This window comes from Tessaracoccus rhinocerotis (assembly GCF_007197885.1).
Taxonomy (GTDB): domain Bacteria; phylum Actinomycetota; class Actinomycetes; order Propionibacteriales; family Propionibacteriaceae; genus Arachnia; species Arachnia rhinocerotis.
In genome coordinates this window covers 1-16726 of sequence record NZ_VKKG01000007.1, presented here as the reverse complement: position 1 = coordinate 16726, position 16726 = coordinate 1, and the positions used below count along the sequence as shown (strand labels likewise).

Sequence of the window (16726 nt, the reverse complement as noted above, 5' to 3'; positions counted from 1 at the left end):
GAGCTGGAGGCGGTCCGCCTGGTCGCGCGCGCACAGGTCATCGCGTCGGCCAGGCGTACCCCGTCGTGTTCGAGAACCGCTCGTGCAGCACGACCTCGGGCCGCTCGCCGTCGCCCCACAGGTTCCGGGTCTCGGCCGGGTCGTTGCCCAGGTCGTAGACCTGACCGTCGGGATCGTGTGGACCACACGGCTCCCCCACCGGCTCGCTGAACCCGCCGGAGCCGGAACCGTAGATCGCCTTCCGATCCCCGCTCCGCAACACCAGTCGGCCATCGTAGGCCTGGACCCCGATGATGCGCTCCGGGTCAGCCTCGACCACCTCGGGCGCGAGCGGGAACGCGACCCCGTCTCCCGCGACGCCCGTGGCCCCGACCACTTCCGCGATCGTCGGCAGCAGGTCCAGCAGGCTGATCACCTCACCACGGGACGCCTGCGCCGGCACCCCCGGCCCGGCGCACACCAGCGGTACGCGGTGCCCGCCCTCGTAGGCGTCGGCCTTCTGCCCGCGCCACGGACCGTTGGGCGGGAAGTTCGCCACGTCGCCGTCCTCGGGAAAGATCATGGGCGTGCCGTTGTCGCTGGTGACCAGGAACAGCGTGTTGTCCAGCTCGCCGGCGGCAGCGAGCGCATCCACCAACTCCCCCACCATCCAGTCGACGAGGTGGATGGAGTCACCGCGGGCTCCGGCGGCCGACGTGCCCTGGACGAACGACGGCGGCACGCAGGGCCGGTGCGGCGCGGCGGAGGCGACGTAGGCGAAGAACGGCCGCCCGTCACCCTCGCCCAACCAGGACACGGCCTCCGACACGACACGGACGTCCACCTCGTCGTCGCGCCAGCCCGAGGCGCCCGCTACGTCTTCCCCACCACCAAGCACCACGACGGCTTCTGCCTCTGGGACACCGCCACGACGCGGTTCAGAACCGCCCACCGCGGTCCCAAGCACGACCTGATCGCCGAGATCCACGACGCCGTCCGCGCGGCCGGGGCCCGCTTCGGCGTGTACTTCTCCGGCGCCCTGGACTGGCACGTCTCCGACCTGCCGCCCATCCAGTCAGACCGTGACCTGTTCACGCTGCGGCGAAACGACGCCGAGTTCTCGCGATACTCCACCGCCCAGCTGGACGAGCTCATCGAGCGCTTCCAGCCCGAGGTGTTGTGGAACGACATCGAGTGGCCCGACGGCGGCAAGGGCGGCGAGGACTACGCACTGGCCGCCGTGTTCCGGGAATACCTGCGGCAGGTTCCCGACGGCGTGGTCAACGACCGCTGGGGCGTCCCGGCCCACGGCTTCTTGACCCGCGTCAGCTGGTTGGGCGGCGAGGACACACCGGTGGTGGACCGTTGGACCGACGTGCCCGACGGCCTCCGGTCGGCGCCCGTCGCCGTCGCGGCGGTCGCCCTGCCGTGAGCGGTCGCCGCTGAGCACTCGGGCCGCCGACCTCCCCTCAGTCGCCCGCCTGCACCAGACCCGTCCGGTAGGCCAGCACCGCCACCTGCAGCCGGTCCCGGAGGCCGAGTTTCGTGAGGAGCCGGGAGAGGTAGGTCTTCACCGTCGCCTCGCTCAGAAACAACAACCCGCCGATCTCGGCGTTGGACATCCCACGCGCAACGAGGCGGACCACATCCAGTTCGCGATCGGTCAGCCCTGACAGCACCGCGGGCGGTGATCCGGCCCGTGGCCGCGACGTGTACTGCTCCAGCAGCCGGGTGATGAGCGACGGCGCCAGCATCGCCTCCCCGCGTGCCACCACGCGGATGGCGTGGACGAGGTCCTCGGGGGGCACGTCCTTGAGGAGGAACCCGGCCGCTCCGGCGCGGATGGCCTCGTAGACGTACTCGTCCAGGTCGAAGGTGGTCAGCACCAGCACCTTCGGGACGGGCGGCGCCAACTGCATGACCCGGCGGGTGGCCTCCACGCCGTCGAGCCGCGGCATCCGGATGTCCATCAGGATGACCTCTGGCCGCAGCTCCCGCGCAGCTTCCACCGCGACGAGCCCGTCGCCCGCCTCACCCACGACGCTGAAACCGGCCCGCTCCACGATCAGCCGGAACCCGATCCGAACCAGTTCCTGGTCGTCGACGATCAGCACCGTCAGCGTCGCGGGTTCGGCCATCGGACTCACACCCTCTCCAGCGGCAGCACCGCGCGGACTCGGAAGCCGTCGCCGTCGGGGCCGGCCTCGACGTCTCCGCCGTAGAGGGCCACCCGCTCGCGCATTCCGAGCAGCCCGTGGCCGGGATCGCGTTCGGGGCTGCGGGCGGGTCCGTCGTCGCTGACCAAGATCTCGAGGGCGCCGTCCCGGAAGTCCAGGGCCCGCCTCCGCGCTGGTGGAGCGGGAGTGCCTGCGGATGTTGGTGAGGGCCTCCTGCACGATCCGGTAGACGGTCAGGTCCAACCCGGCGGGCAGGGTGGGTGCCTCCCCCGTCACCTCGAGGCGGACGTCGACTCCCGACCCGCGGACGGACTCCACCAGTTCCGGCAGGGACGCGATGCCCGGCTGCGGGGCGAGAGCGCCGTCGACGTCCGCCTCGCGCAGCATGCCCACCAGCCGTCGCATCTCGTTCAGCGCGTCCGACCCCGTGCCGCGGATGGCGGCCAGCGCCCGTCGGGTGAACTCCGGGTCGTCCTCCACCGCCTGCTCGGCGGCGCCCGCCTGGACGACGATGACGCCGACGGAGTGGGCGACGATGTCGTGCAGCTCGCGCGCGATCCGGGCACGCTCCTGCGAGATCGCGGCGAGGGCCTGCTGCCGCGACGTCGTCTCGGCGATGTGCGCGCGGACGGCCTCGGCGGCTGCCCGGTCGGCCGCCACGCGCAGCCCGCGCCCGGTGATCCACACCAGGGCGATGCCGGTCCAGTGGAAGATCAGCTCGCTGGGCTTGCTGAGCAGGGGGACGAAGAGGTCGGCGAGCGTGATGAAGGCGACCACCGCGGCCGAGGCCACCCACAGGTACCGGCCGCGGCCGTGCCGTGCGATGGTGAACGCGAGGATCATGACGGGCACCAGCTGGCCGAAGAACAGCAGATGCATGTGGCCGGCGCCGAAGGCCATCCCCAGGAGGGACCAGACGAGCAGCCCGGCGAGGGCCCACCACGGCCTGGCGCGGCGCAGCACCAACGCCGTCGCAGCGAACAGCAGCACGCCAACGCTGCTGACCCAGTTGGAGCCGTCGCCACTGCGTGAGTCGAACGGTACCCAGATCTCGGCCAGCCCCACCGCAGCCACGAGCACGGCGACGACGACGTCGGCCGCCCGCTGCCTGCCGCTGAGCTGCTCCACGGCCACAATCTATGCCCTGCGCACGCCCCCGTCGTCATCCTTGAGTTGACTCCCACGTCAACCCGGCGCCACCTGCGCGGATCGACGGCGCGACCCGCGGCCAGGCGGGACGCGACCGACGGCGCTGCCGGGGTCGACGCCCGCGTTCCTAGTGTCGGCAGCAGGCCCACCGCCGGCGGGCCAGGACACGAGGGGAACCACCATGAACAGCTCCAACAGCGCAGGAACCAGCGCACCCGCCAGATTCACGACCGCGCCGGAACGGCGCGGGACGCGCACCGCCGGCATCGTCCGCGGCGTCGTCGCCGACTCGTTGCTCGTCAGCGGCCTTCTGACCGTGGTCAAGCATCCTGCTGATGCCGGACTTCTCCGGCAGCGCTGCGAACTCCCTCGAGGCCATCGCCGAGGCCGGGACGACGGCCACGATCTCGGTCATGGGGTACACAGCCTCGCAGCTCTTCGTCGCCATCGGGCTGCTCGGCGTGGCCAACCTGGTCCGCGCTCGGGTCCCCGTGCTCGCCGGGATCGGCTCCGCGCTGGCCCTGCTCGGGGCGTTCGGGCACACCGTGTACGGGGGCGTGAACCTCACCATGCTGGCGATGTCCCAGGACATGGGCGCAGTGGATGTGCACGCGGCCGTGCTCGAACGCACCGAGCAGAGCGCGATCCCGTTCCTCGCCTGCGGGCTACTGGGCACTGTCATCGGGTTCATCCTGCTGGGCGCTGCCGTGTGGCGCAGTGGGATGCTGCCCCGGTGGGTCGGCCCCACGATGATCGCCTGGGTGCTGGTGGAGTTCATCGGCAGCGGCCTGTCCCCCTGGGCGACGTACGCCTCCCTCGTTCTGTTCGTGGCCGTTTTCACGGCCCTCGCCCTCGGCGTGGCGCGGTCCTCCATCGGGCACTGGCAGTCGGCGGCCGAGGCCGGACAGGAGTTCTAGCCTGAGTTTCACACTTTTAGTGCCCCAGAGTTTGGAGCATCTGGGCGGTGGCGTCGGGGATCGCAGGCTCGGCTTGTAGTTGCTGGTCGCCGACGCTGATTGTGACGTGCTGGAGCGGGCGGAGGGTCTTGACGATCTTGCGGATGCTCCACTCTGATCGGGCTTGGAGGTCACGGGCGATCGCCAGGGCGGTGAACACGATGGTGAGGTGGGCCTCGATCGCATCGAGGGTGCGGTGGAAGATCGGCCTGGCCGCCAGGTCGGTCTTGGACATCCTGAAGGACTGCTCCACGTGCCAGAGGTCGTGGTAGCTGGCGATGACCTCGGCCGGTGGCATGGTGCCGGCGGTGATGTTGGTGACGTAGCCCTTCAGCCCGACGAGCGCTCTTGCCCGCTCAAGTGAGGCGGCATCGAGGGTGGTCTTCTGTCCGCTGGTTTTCACGAACCGGGCCTTCTTCGCCGGGCGGTGGCCCTCGATGATGTCCAGGGCGCGGTTCTCCTGCAAGGTCAGAGTGTGTCCGTCCCGGACGGCGCGTTTCCTCGAGTACTGCCAGATCGCCCGCCACGACTCGGGGTGCTGGCCGGGGTCCCAGACCGGCTCTCGGCGGGTCTTGGCCCGTTCCGGATCGGGTTTGTGGCGGCGCATCGTGATGGTGTCGATGACTTGGCCGTCGTTGAAGCTGTCGCCGTGCCAGTGGAAGTGTTTGGCCAGGTCGTGGGGTGCCTTCGTCACGCGGGAACCGACGATGAACCTCAGCCCGGCCTCGTCGATCGCGGTCAGGTTCGTGTTCGAGAGCATCCCGGCGTCGGCGACCACCACCATGTCGGCGACCTGGTTGCGTTCCTGGAAGGCGGTCACGACCGGGATGATGGTGTGGGTCTCGGGCTGGTTACCCTCGAAACAGGCGATCTCCAACGGGAACCCGGTGCGGTCCACCAACAGCCCGACAACAATTTGTGGGTCGACCCTCCGTTCCTTCGAAAAGCCAACCTTGCGGAGGTCGTCCTCGTTCTCGGCCTCGAAGTACAGCGTGGTCACGTCATACATCAACAGACTCACGTCGCCACCGGCGCCGGACCAGACGTGGTCGAAGCAGGCCGATTGGATCAAGGGTCGGTAGTCCTTGTCAGCGCAGCGTTTCAGAGCTTTGTAGTAGCTGTTGTGATGCAACGGCAAGAACCCGAGCTCTTCGATCACACGCAGGCTGTCCAGTTTCGAGGTCGGCTCCACCAACCCGGCTAGCACCAGCTGGAAGAACGCCTCGTCCTTCACGACGCCGAACCCGAGCCGGTCCCACGAGTCGCGGATCACGTCGACCAACAGCTGCGAGGACTTGCCCTCCACCACCGCCACGCCGGCGCGGGGACGGCCACCGGTCCCGGCGTCGAAGTCCAGTTCCGGCTGGTTGGCCGCCAGCTTTGCCCTGCCGGCATGCATCAGCGCCGCCAGCTGGGCCGAGGTGCTCCACGATCCTGCGTTGCCCGTGCTTCTTCTCCACGATCTGCACGGCCGTGGCCCCGGAAGCGGTCTTCACTTTCCGCAGGAACGGGCTCATGAACGGTGATTCTACCGAGGTTCTTAGTGCCCCAACAGCCACTCCCAAATCGTTCTGACTAGCACCGGAGCCGGACCGAACTCCCAAAACTGTCCTCAGGTGTGAAACTCAGGACGTACGCTTCCCTCATCTTGTTCGTGGCCGTGTTCACGGCCCTCGCCCTCGGCGTGGCGCGTTCCTCCATCGGGCACTGGCAGTCGGCGGCCGAGGCCGGACAGGAGTTCTAGCAAGGGTCGCCCAGCGGTGCGGGACAGGCCCAGTGTGAAGAGTCAAAAGACGCGAGCAACGGTTCACGTTGAGCATGTGACGCACCAGCCCGGTGAGCGTTCCGGGAATCGTGGCACTCAGACGAAGTAGCCGCCAACCCCGGCTGCGAACGTTGCGCACGGATCATCCCTGAGTGGCACGGAGAATGTGACTCCAGCACCATCCTCAATCGGTCCGTCCTGCTCTGCGAAGGTACTCCTCATGCCCACCAAGCTGTCCCCGTCGAAGCAGTAGACCTCCACGTGGATCAACCAGATCCTCGGCCCCACCACTTCCCCGCCGGTGCTGCGTCCAAACCCGCCACTGCAGCGCAAACCCAACTGGATCGCCCTGGGACGCGGAGCCGGCCCGCGCGGGAGGGCTTCGAGCGGCCATCCCATCACGATCCCTGAAACGTCGATCTCGACAGGGCCACCCTCGGTCGGGACCGACTTCGATCAGATCCCGATGCAGGCATTCTCCCGCTCGCCCTGCAGCCCTTCTCATAACTGAGGTGCTCAGCCATCAAGCTGGTGGTGTCAGCCCTGTACTTACACGACTACAACGAAGAAGGTCACTTGAGAAACGTTCACTGACGGATCAGCAGCTGCCGCAGGTACTCCCCGTAGCCAGACTTGGCGTAGCGGTCCGCCAGCACCAGCAACTCCGCGTCGGAGACGAACCCCTGCCGCCAGGCCGCCTCCTCCGGGCACCCCACCAACAACCCCTGCCGCGCCTGGATGGTGCGCACGAAGTTGGTCGCATCCCCCAGCGAGTCGAACGTACCGGTGTCCAGCCACGCCGTCCCCCGGGGCAGCACCGACACCCTCAACCGCCCCTGCTCCATGTAGCGGCGGTTGACGTCGGTGATCTCCAACTCCCCCCGCGGCGACGGCTCCAGCTCCTTCGCGATCCCGACCACGGAGTTGTCGTAGAAGTACAACCCGGGCACCGCGAAATGCGACCTCGGCACCGCCGGCTTCTCCTCGATCGAGACCGCCTGCCCGGCATCGTCGACCTCCACGACACCGTAGGCCGTCGGATCAGCCACCCAGTATCCGAAGATCGCGGCCCCATCCACATCACCCAGCCTTGCCAACTGGGTCCCCAACCCCGGACCGAAGAAGATGTTGTCACCCAGCACGAGACACACCTTCTCGCCACCGATGAACTCCTCACCGATCACGAACGCCTGCGCCAGGCCGTCCGGACTCGGCTGCGTCGCCCAGGAGAGGCTGACACCGAACTGCGAACCGTCACCCAACAGGTGCCGGAACCCCTCGGCCTCGTGCGGCGTCGTGATCACCAGGATGTCCCGGATCCCCGCGAAGATCATCGTGGACAACGGATAGTAGATCATCGGCTTGTCGTAGACCGGCACCAGTTGCTTGCTGGTGCCCAGCGTGATCGGATGGAGCCTGGAGCCCGTCCCCCCGGCCAGAATGATTCCCCGCATACCCGACTTCCCTTCAAATGCATCAACGCTAAGTCACGCGTTATTGGCGACAGCCCATTCCACATTGGCCTACTCAAGCCTATCGAGCCCAATTGTCCGCCTGCTCGGGGACCCCTATAGGATCCTTTCCATGACTTCCTTTATGTGCACCGGGGGGGCCGGATTCATCGGGAGCGGGTTCGTGCACCGTCTGCTGGACCGCGATCCAACCGCAACCGTGACCGTGCTGGACGCCCTCACCTACGCCGCCAATCGGGCCAACCTGCCCGAGGATCCCCGCTGCCGCCTGGTGGTGGGATCGATCTGCGACACCGATCTGGTCGACGACCTGGTGGGGGCCTGCGACGTGGTGGTCCACTTCGCGGCCGAGTCCCACAACGACAACTCGTTGAACGACCCGTCACCGTTCATCCAGACCAACATCGTGGGCACGTTCACGCTGTTGGAGGCCGTCCGCCGCCACCACACCCGGCTGCATCACGTCTCAACCGACGAGGTCTACGGCGACCTGGAACTCGACGACCCGCACCGGTTCACCCCAGCCACCCCCTACAACCCGTCGAGCCCGTACTCGGCGTCGAAGGCCGCCTCGGACCACCTGGTGCGGGCCTGGGTGCGGTCCTTCGGGATCCACGCCACCCTCTCGAACTGCTCCAACAACTACGGGCCCCGCCAGCACGTGGAGAAGTTCATCCCGCGCCAGATCACCGGCATCATCGACGGCGTCCGCCCCAGGCTCTACGGCGCCGGCCTGAACGTACGCGACTGGATCCACGTCGACGACCACAACGACGCCGTCCTCGACATCATCGAATCCGGCACCCCCGGCACCACCTACCTGATCGGCGCCGACGGCGAGCTGGACAACAGGTCGGTCATCGAACTGATCCTTGAGCTGATGGGCCAACCGACCGACGCCTACGACCACGTCAACGACCGCGCCGGCCATGACCTGCGCTACGCCATCGACGCCTCGCTCCTGCGCGACGAACTCGGCTGGCGGCCCCGCTACACCGACTTCCGCGACGGCCTCGCGGCCACCATCGACTGGTACCGCAACAACGAGGACTGGTGGCGCCCCAGCAAGGCCGCCACCGAGGCCAAGTACGCCGCGAAGGGACAATGACCCGATGCCCCACCACACCCTCGCCCCCACCGCCATCGACGGGCTCCTGGTCGGGACCATCCCGATCCACTCCGACAACCGCGGCTGGTTCAAGGAGAACTGGCAGCGCGCCAAGATGACCGCCCTCGGCTTGCCCGACTTCGGACCCGTACAACACTCCTTCGCCCACAACCACCGCGCCGGCGTCACCCGCGGCTTCCACGCCGAACCCTGGGACAAACTCGTCAGCCTCGGCTCCGGCCGCGCGTTCGGCGCCTGGGTCGACCTGCGCCCCGGCCCCGGCTTCGGCCGAGCCACCACCACAGAACTCACCCCCGGGACCTGCGTGTTCGTGCCCCGCGGCGTCGCGAACTCATACCAGACCCTCGAAAACGACACCGACTACACCTACCTCGTCAACCGGCACTGGAGCCCCAGCGCCGTCGACAAGTACACCTACCTCAACCTCTTCGACCCCGCCCTCGGCATCGACTGGCCCATCCCACCCGAACGCTGCGAACTCTCCGAGGCCGACCGCCACCACCCCCACCTCGCCGACGTCACCCCCATGACACCCCGCCGCGTGGTCATCACTGGCGCCGACGGTCAACTCGGCCGAGCCCTCCAACAACAATTCCCCCACGCCCTCGCCCTCACCCAAGGCGACCTCGACATCACCGACCCCGACGCCGTCGCCGCCCTCGACCTCACCGACACCTCGGCCCTGATCAACGCCGCCGCCCACACCGCCGTCGACGACGCCGAAACCCCCACGGGCCGCCGCAACGCCTGGACGATCAACGCCACCGCCGTCACCCACCTCGCATCCGCCTGCCGAAACGCCCACATCCCCCTGGTCCACATCTCAACCGACTACGTCTTCGACGGCACCATTACCCAACACACCGAGGACGAACCCCCCACCCCGCTCGGCGTCTACGGACAATCCAAAGCCGCCGGCGAACAAGCCGCCGCCACCCTCGCCCAGCACTACCTAATCCGCACCAGCTGGGTCATCGGCGACGGCCACAACTTCGTCGACACCATGGCCAGACTCGCCGACAACGGCACCAACCCCACCGTCATCAACGACCAACACGGCCGTCTCACGTTTACCCAGGACCTCGCCCGCGCCATCGACCACCTCTTAGCCACCCACGCCCCCCACGGCACCTACAACCTCACCAACACCGGCCCCACCCAAACCTGGGCCGACATCGCCAAACACGTCTTCCAACTCCGCGGCCGCAACCCCGACGACATCTCCACCTGCACCACCACCCAATGGGCCAAGGACAAGACCATCGCACCCCGCCCCCAACACAGCACCCTCGACCTCACAAAGATCCAAGCCACCGGCCACACCCCAGCACCGGCCTACCAACGCCTCATCGAATGGGTCAACCAAACCCCACGCCCCTGATGATGCTCCCGGGCATCCTACCCCTTGGCACTGCGAGGGGAAGGGCACATGTGTAGGGACCTGGTCATGCCTGTCACCGGTTACGGAGAGGCTATGCGGTCGCCTTCTCCCTCGCCTTGTCCGCCCAAATGTTGGCAAGGGCCCACCGAGACTGAGCGGGTGGCCACACGGGATACTCCAGTGAGGACGCGCGTACCCGCAGAGGCAGATGCTCCTCATCTCAGCGCGGATCCATGTCCTCAACATGTACCATCACTGAGTACCGAAACCACTCCCGGACGTACGGGCCCTCTCCACGACGGCCGCCAACCGGGCTCGACAACCGGATACGATCTCACAAGCGAACGGGGGCAGCATTCAGTGACAAGCACGAACGAGGTGTCACCGCCAACAACCCTCTCTGTCATAATCGTCTCGTATCTTCGGCCTGACCTTGTCCTCGCGTGCTTGGAAAGCATCGCTGCTCACAACGACCTCAGCACGGGCGTAGAGATCATCGTCGTTGACAATAGCCCTCAGGCAACTGTGGCGGAGGCCCTCAGAACCTTGGACACAGCCTTCCCGATCCCACTCCGGGTTATCCCGAATGACAATAGAGGGTTCGGCGAAGGAAATAACGTTGGAGCCAGCGCTGCCACGGGAGACATTCTGCTTTTCCTTAACCCAGATACCGAACTCACTGCCCCGACATTCGTTCCGGCGGTCACGCACTTCGCGCGAGACCTGAGCGCAGGGACCCTCGGCGTCCAGCTTGTTGGTCCAGATGGGAGTAAGAGGCTGTCCTTCTACTGGAAGGAATGGAGCGGCTTCACTGCAGCAGCCTTGACGAAACTAACCAACCGGTTTGGCCTCTACTGGCAAAGTCGCATGTTCACGTCCGGGGCGGCGCTTTTTGTGAGGGCTTCCAGCTTCAGAGAAGTAGGGATGTTCGACGACCGAATCTTCCTATACGGCGAAGAACGAGATCTCTTTCGTCGGATCCATCAAGCAGGGTACACCACTCACTTCAGCCGCAGCCTGCGAATAATCCATCACGAAGGCGGTGGGCAAACTGAATCGCTGTCAGGTCTTCGCCATAGGCTGCAATCACGGGCTCACTATTCTGACAAGTTCGCCAGACCTAACCTGAACCGTTTTCTACGGAATCAGCGACGGCGAGAACTGGTCAGGCTGGCGCTCGCTCACCTTCGCGGAGTCAAATCAGCGGCAGCCGAACATAAAGCGCGGATTGCCGTCATCGATGAGTTTATACACGACTCCCGCCAGCGCCTACGAAACGTGAACGGATCTGGCGCGGCATGACAGTAGTCCTCCTCGCGCTAATTCTCTCAATCACCGCAATCAGTCTGGGCATCGCCTTTTCTGGGCGTCGCGATCAGTTCGTCAGCGCTCTATTTATTGGTATCTTGATACTACTCTTTGCCGGCAACATGACTAACCCGGACTACGCTGGCTATCAGTACCAGTATGAACTGCAGGCCAACTCCTTCCAGTTGGGCGATTCCTATTTTGAGCCCGGATTCAGGAATCTAATGCTCATGGCTGTCCATCTCGGCCTCACCTATGCACAGTTTGTAACTGCCGTGGCGATAATAGGCATTCTCTTGATTCATCGAACACTAGCTCGAATGCCGGGTGCCGCCAACTATGTCTACCCCCTCTACTTGCTCTTCCCATTCTTCTTGGACGTGATCCAGGTTCGCAACTTCCTTGTTGTGGCGCTTCTTGTTTATGCTACCGGGCTCATCGTCACCATGAAAGGGAGAAAGGCTGTACTGGTATTCGGAGCCCTCATTATCGTGGCCGGCAGTATGCATGCGCTGGCCTTCTTGTATGCGCCCCTAGTCCTTCTGAGAAGGCGACTGGACAAAGCCCTTGGTAAATGGCCTCTCGTCATTGGCGTAGTAGGTCTCCTAATAGCCGTTCTCCTCCCAAGCCTCACTAACCTCCTGATAGAACTCACGAGCGGGGTTGGGAATCTGGACCGGCTGGCCATTTATCTTTCGACCCGAGCTAGGATAGGGTTTCTGCTGCCCGTAGGATTTGACGCTTGGGCGATCTGGAACTTGTGGATCGCCAAGAAGGCCGTAGTGGAGGTCAATAGCACGCCTTTCGAGCGCATTAGCCAGGCACAGGCTGACAAGTGGGTTACGTTCACGCTAAACGCGGCCCTCCTCTGTTTCATAGCTATTCCACTGTATGTCTATTCGTCCAACTTCACCCGAATTCCACGGAATCTCCACATTCTATACTATGGAGCCTACTTCTTGGGTCACCGGGCTTTATCGGGCCAGAGGGAACGACAACTCGGTTTTTTCCGTTCAGTCTTGATTTACACGATCGCCCGAGGGGTTGCGTACATCTGGTGGCCGATAGGCGATTCCCCGGGAGGGGAAGTCCTGTTCAATAATATAGCCCTGACCCTCATCCCAGGGTAACGATCGTGATGTCGAATAAGGAGTCCATAGAGATGTCCAGAAACTTGCGCCTCGCGTTTGCTGCCATCTGGCCGCCTCGCGGCGGGATAAGTATAAAGATCAAGGCCCAAGCGAGAGCATTCCAACAGATACTCGACGCAGGTGACATCCGAGACCTTAACATTTTGACAGGGAGACAGGTAGGCGAATGCGACAGATACGAGTTCAGGAATCGTAGCGTCGACGTTTGGAATCGGGGCAAGCTCGACACAGCCATGAATATCGCACTCCGATACCCAAGGATATACCACATGATTTGGGCGGAAGCCAAGGGTGGGCAAATCACTGATCTGTATCTCAGGAAGCCCCTGGTCCTAGACGTGAATGCCGTTGCATGGTTTATATTCTTCCGACTGCGCCGGGTTCGAGTGTGGATGGAGATTCCGACATTCCCATATGATGGGGAGCAGCGAAACGCAATGATAAAGTGGCTCGATAGGCTCGCTCGGCATTTCCTACGATTCGGCCTGCATCGAATTGTGACGTTCTCGGACGACACAGAGATCTTTGGGGTGCAAACTGTACGCATTGCTAACGGTGTTGACCTTGACAGTGTTCCACTCCGTCCAGCTCTCCCCCGCGGAAGGGCGATTGAACTGAGTGTGGTTTCGTCGCTTCAACCCTGGCATCGCACGGAGCGCATCTTTGATGCTCTGCAGAGTTATCTGCTCGCGGGGGGGCGGAGAGTTGCGAGACTCAATGTAATAGGTGAAGGGCCGGAGCTGTCAAAGCTAAAAGCTCTTGCGGAATCATCTCCTGGGCTTAGAGACAGGGTTGAGTTCCATGGGTCTCTCTTCGAAGATGAGCTCGAGGCCGCCCTGAAGCGCACCGACATTGGCGTAGGGAACTTGGAGGAGCTCGGCGATCGCGGAATTCGGGCTGTGCAAACGTTGAAGCACCGCGATTTCGCAGCCCGAGGGATACCCTTCATTTACGGCATGACAGACCCCGAGTTCACCACAACTCCCTTTGCATATCAGGTTCCCGAAGGTCAAATCGAGCTTGGGCCCATCGTCGAATGGTATGACTCTCTGGACAACTCTCCAGAGGAGATCCGCGCTAGCGTGGCGCACCTAGATTGGTCACAACAATTACGCAAGGCACTAGGTCTGGCCTCGGACGGAGTCTTATGAGTAGGGCGATCCTTGCAAGTTTGCGTCTGCCCACTGAGGAGATAGATGGACATTGGTAGAGGTTTTGTTCCGCCGGATCAGCCAAGCTCATGCAGGCGACGATGAGGAGGTCTGCGTTCGGGAATATCGTTGCCCGTTCAGGTTCGCTTCTGCTTGCGCTCATGAATACGATGGTGCTGGCGCGAGTCCTGTCGCCTAGCGATTTCGGCATCGTTGCCTTGAGTACAATGCTGAGTGGGTTCTTCAGTATCTTAGGCACTGCTGGTCTTACCGTTGCCGTGGTGCAGATTCGTGATCTAGACCAAGGAGCAGTGCGCGACCTCTTTACCCTTTCAATTCTCTTGGCGAGCCTATGCGGTGGGTGCTTCCTGGTGGGGGCTGGGATTATTGCGGTCAATATGCAAGATGCCATCTACTTTCGCGTGGGTCTCTTGGCTAGTGCTACCCTGATCTTGTCCATAGTGAACGCAATTCCTGCAGGGTTGGTCCTAAAAAAGGGGCGGTTGTACGCTGTCGGGAGGAGGCAGCTGATTGGGACAATCGCGGGGGTTGCGCTTGGAATTGGGGGCGCGTTTCTTGGAGTGGGCCTTTACTCGCTCTTGTTCTTGGCCTTAAGCACGTCGTTGGTGGTGTTCGTTTCCAACTGGCGCGAGGTGCGAGTCATGCCGAGTTGGCCTGTGCGGCGCGAGTCCGTATCTAGGATTGCTGGCTTTGCATCTTTTGATTATGGTTCGAGTGTGGTTAGGTACCTCTCCCGAAATATCGACGGGTTCCTAGTCGGCATTTGGATGGGGCCGTCACGGTTGGGAGTTTACAATCAGGCGCTTACCCTCACCAACTACCCTGTAAACAATACCTCCTTCGTACTGAACGGCATTCTTCATCCAATTTTATCTCGGAAGCAGGATTCTCCTAGGGAAGTATATGATAGTTATGTCGGAGTTGTCAGGTTACTTTCTATACTTGGGATTTTCGTTTCGGCTGTAGGATTCTTGGGGGGGCGAGAGATCGTTCTCTTGATTCTGGGCGACCAGTGGCTCGGAGCGGTTGCACCGTTCCAGATTCTGAGTCTGTCCATCTGGTTCCAAATGTGCGTGGTCACGGCGGGGCCAGTTTATCAGAGTCTAGGTGCGACGCGCCCAATGTTTGTAAGTGGCAGCGTGATCGGGGTCATTGCTGTGGGGTGTGCCATTGTTGGTGCAATGTCGGGGGAGGTCACGGTTCTTGCATGGGCGGTGTTGGTCAGTGTCGCCTTTAAGTGGATTTGTGATTACGCGATCTTGGTGAAATTCGGGTTCGGATCGTCGGTTGTTGACTTCTTCCGTCTGTTTATCAGGCATGCCGGTGTGGCCGCAATTGTCTTTGGTCTTGGGTGGTTTGTCCGCGGATTGTTGTATGAACTGTCCCCGTTCTGGACGTTGGTTATCGAGACCGTGGTGGTCTGTGCGGCCACACTCGGTGGGTCAATCGTTGTGGGCGAATGGCGTAAGGTGATGAGGACGGTGCGTGGGAGGTAGGGGCGAATCCCGCGCCGGGCCTTGTGGATGGCCGGCGAGTGCCAGTTCGTCGTGCGGGGGTGGCGGGCAAGGTCCATCCGATACCTGACTTTGATCATTTGGTGCGCAGGTCATCGGCCGTGGATGCGGTCGAGGATCTCGGCGAGGTCCTCGGGTAAGGGGTCAGCGGTGGTCACGAGGGTGTCTCCTGCTTGGATCTCGATGGTGCGGTAGCGGCGCAGGTTCTTGACGAGTTTCTTGATGCTCCAGCCGGTGCGTGCCTCGAGGTCAGCGCGAGACGGCCAGGGAGGCGAACACGATCGACAGGTGTGTACTGATCGATTCGCGCTTGTGGTGGTAGATCGGTCTGGCCTTCAGGTCCGATTTCGACTTCCTGAATCGCCCTGGGTTCGGTGGAGACTCGGTTAGTTGGTTCCGGTCCGGGTGAGGACCTTGTCCTCACGGTAGTGGCTGGTTGGGTGTTGGGACCAGTGGTTGGTCTCAAACTCGCTCGGTGGGACGTGGCCGAGTTCTCCGTGGAGGCGGCGGTGGTTGTACCAGTCGATGTACTCGGCCACTGCGATCTCGACATCGGTGACGTTCTTCCATCCGCCGGCGAGGGCGCATCGCTGGGTTGCGGATGCACTCGGCCTTGAACAGCGAGTTCAGCGCCTCGGCCATCGCGTTGATGCTCCTATAGTTGTCAACTCCTGATTTCGCCGGTTCGTGGGTCGTTTTGACGAGGTGGTAGACCTCGCGGATCACGTAGCGTTTCAGGCAGCGGATGATGTCTCGTTTGCTCTTGCCCTCGGAGGTGCGGCGGGCGACGTAGGCGATGGTCGGCTCGTGGAATCTCATTGGTGACGATCACGGTCCGATAAATCGCGGCGTTCAGTTGGCGGTGCCCGCCGTGGTTGATCCGGCGCTTCCCGCTGGTCATGCCGGAGCCGGTCGGGACAGGGCTGATGCCGGCGAGTTTCGCGAACGCGGCTTCGCTGCGCTGCGTTCGGGGTTGTCGCCGGCGACAATGAGGATCTCCGCAGCAGTGTCGACGCCGATGCCGAACTCGTCGAATAGATGCGGCGCGCGCGGCAGGACGAGCTGCTCGATCTGCGTCTCGAGATCATCCAGCGTTTCGCGATCGACCGGAGAGCGTGACGGTTCGCGTCCCCAGGGGTCTCCCGACCCCGGGGACGCAGTGCGGCGCATTGACGGGCGATCATCTTCTGCGTCTTCTTGGCGGTCTCTCGACGGAGGTCCTCGGTGGCGTGGACGAGCATCGCATTGAGCGTGATCATCGCCCCGGTGCGGTCCTTCACCGCGGCATCGTGGGCGACTTTCAGCTGCCGGATCATCTCCACGACCCCGTCGCCGGTCTTCGGCACGGCGGCCGCGAACCCGGCAAGGACCGCTCGGGCGGCGTTCTCCGAATCGAGCGTGTCGGACTTCCCATTCAGCCGCCGAAGCCGCCGTCCGGGCGGGAGACCTCGATCACCTTATGCGGCTCTTCACAATCGAGGGTGTAGCTGGGGTCTGAATCCGCCGGTCTCGAGTAGGGATCTGGCGATGTAGTTGGCCAAGTTCCGGAACCCTAGTGCGGAACCGCGGAGGT

At 63.5% G+C, this 16726-nt stretch carries 14 protein-coding genes and 3 pseudogenes; 8 read left to right on the top strand and 9 right to left on the bottom strand.

Annotated elements, in window-relative coordinates; translation table 11 throughout:
* Positions 1 to 37: 37 nt before the first annotated feature.
* Complete coding sequence (locus tag FOJ82_RS14985; RefSeq protein ID WP_246099914.1) at positions 38 to 796, bottom strand: sulfatase-like hydrolase/transferase; 759 nt, start codon at positions 794 to 796, stop codon at positions 38 to 40.
* Between FOJ82_RS14985 and FOJ82_RS14980 the strand changes: the two genes are divergently transcribed.
* Positions 731 to 1411 carry an alpha-L-fucosidase gene (locus FOJ82_RS14980; protein WP_246099913.1) on the top strand — a complete coding sequence of 227 codons (681 nt, stop codon included), beginning with the start codon at positions 731 to 733 and terminating at the stop codon, positions 1409 to 1411. The genes FOJ82_RS14985 and FOJ82_RS14980 overlap by 66 nt on opposite strands.
* Positions 1412 to 1448: 37 nt before the next feature.
* Here FOJ82_RS14980 and FOJ82_RS16970 read toward each other — a convergent pair whose 3' ends face one another.
* Both FOJ82_RS16970 and FOJ82_RS14970 read right to left on the bottom strand, forming a co-directional pair.
* A complete protein-coding gene (locus FOJ82_RS16970; protein WP_143939307.1) occupies positions 1449 to 3284 on the bottom strand; it encodes a helix-turn-helix transcriptional regulator in 1836 nt (611 codons plus the stop codon).
* Between the two features lie 57 nt (positions 3285 to 3341).
* Positions 3342 to 3629 carry a hypothetical protein gene (locus FOJ82_RS14970; protein WP_143939306.1) on the bottom strand — a complete coding sequence of 96 codons (288 nt, stop codon included), beginning with the start codon at positions 3627 to 3629 and terminating at the stop codon, positions 3342 to 3344.
* An 11-nt stretch (positions 3630 to 3640) separates the two neighbouring features.
* Here FOJ82_RS14970 and FOJ82_RS14965 point away from each other — a divergent pair, with 11 nt between their 5' ends.
* Entirely contained in the window at positions 3641 to 4222 is a 582-nt protein-coding gene (locus FOJ82_RS14965) for a hypothetical protein (RefSeq protein WP_143939305.1), read from the top strand.
* 16 nt (positions 4223 to 4238) lie between these two features.
* Here the strand turns inward: FOJ82_RS14965 and FOJ82_RS14960 are convergent.
* Positions 4239 to 5778 (bottom strand): annotated as a pseudogene (locus FOJ82_RS14960) (IS1634 family transposase).
* 835 nt (positions 5779 to 6613) lie between these two features.
* Entirely contained in the window at positions 6614 to 7480 is an 867-nt protein-coding gene (rfbA, locus tag FOJ82_RS14955; protein WP_143939304.1) for a glucose-1-phosphate thymidylyltransferase RfbA, read from the bottom strand.
* 130 nt (positions 7481 to 7610) lie between these two features.
* On the opposite strand from rfbA, the gene rfbB reads away from it, so the two are divergent.
* The 6 genes from rfbB (at position 7611) to FOJ82_RS14925 (ending at position 15135) form a co-directional block, all read left to right on the top strand.
* Positions 7611 to 8606: a dTDP-glucose 4,6-dehydratase gene (gene rfbB / locus FOJ82_RS14950; protein ID WP_143939303.1), complete on the top strand. Its 996-nt coding sequence runs from the start codon at positions 7611 to 7613 to the stop codon at positions 8604 to 8606.
* 4 nt (positions 8607 to 8610) lie between these two features.
* The gene (locus FOJ82_RS14945; protein WP_143939302.1) at positions 8611 to 10008 is read left to right on the top strand and encodes a sugar nucleotide-binding protein; all 1398 of its coding nucleotides are present in this window, start codon (positions 8611 to 8613) and stop codon (positions 10006 to 10008) included.
* 360 nt (positions 10009 to 10368) lie between these two features.
* Entirely contained in the window at positions 10369 to 11310 is a 942-nt protein-coding gene (locus FOJ82_RS14940) for a glycosyltransferase family 2 protein (RefSeq protein WP_185975835.1), read from the top strand.
* A complete protein-coding gene (locus FOJ82_RS14935; protein ID WP_143939300.1) occupies positions 11307 to 12446 on the top strand; it encodes an EpsG family protein in 1140 nt (379 codons plus the stop codon). Before FOJ82_RS14940 ends, FOJ82_RS14935 begins: the two co-directional genes overlap by 4 nt.
* An 8-nt stretch (positions 12447 to 12454) precedes the next feature.
* Complete coding sequence (locus FOJ82_RS14930; RefSeq protein ID WP_143939299.1) at positions 12455 to 13618, top strand: glycosyltransferase family protein; 1164 nt, start codon at positions 12455 to 12457, stop codon at positions 13616 to 13618.
* Between the two features lie 101 nt (positions 13619 to 13719).
* Positions 13720 to 15135 (top strand): oligosaccharide flippase family protein, encoded by a 1416-nt coding sequence (locus FOJ82_RS14925; RefSeq protein WP_185975834.1) that lies wholly within the window; start codon positions 13720 to 13722, stop codon positions 15133 to 15135.
* Between the two features lie 110 nt (positions 15136 to 15245).
* On the opposite strand, the pseudogene FOJ82_RS16790 reads toward FOJ82_RS14925, so the two are convergent.
* From FOJ82_RS16790 to FOJ82_RS16785, 4 genes and pseudogenes are all read right to left on the bottom strand, one after another.
* Positions 15246 to 15513: pseudogene (locus FOJ82_RS16790) on the bottom strand (IS1634 family transposase); the annotation flags it as partial.
* Positions 15514 to 15539: 26 nt separating this feature from the next.
* Positions 15540 to 15731: pseudogene (locus FOJ82_RS17070) on the bottom strand (IS3 family transposase); the annotation flags it as partial.
* Positions 15732 to 15817: 86 nt separating this feature from the next.
* Positions 15818 to 16081: a hypothetical protein gene (locus FOJ82_RS17065; RefSeq protein WP_425472511.1), complete on the bottom strand. Its 264-nt coding sequence runs from the start codon at positions 16079 to 16081 to the stop codon at positions 15818 to 15820.
* Positions 16051 to 16323 carry a hypothetical protein gene (locus FOJ82_RS16785; RefSeq protein WP_246099912.1) on the bottom strand — a complete coding sequence of 91 codons (273 nt, stop codon included), beginning with the start codon at positions 16321 to 16323 and terminating at the stop codon, positions 16051 to 16053. Before FOJ82_RS16785 ends, FOJ82_RS17065 begins: the two co-directional genes overlap by 31 nt.
* Positions 16324 to 16726 lie beyond the last annotated feature (403 nt).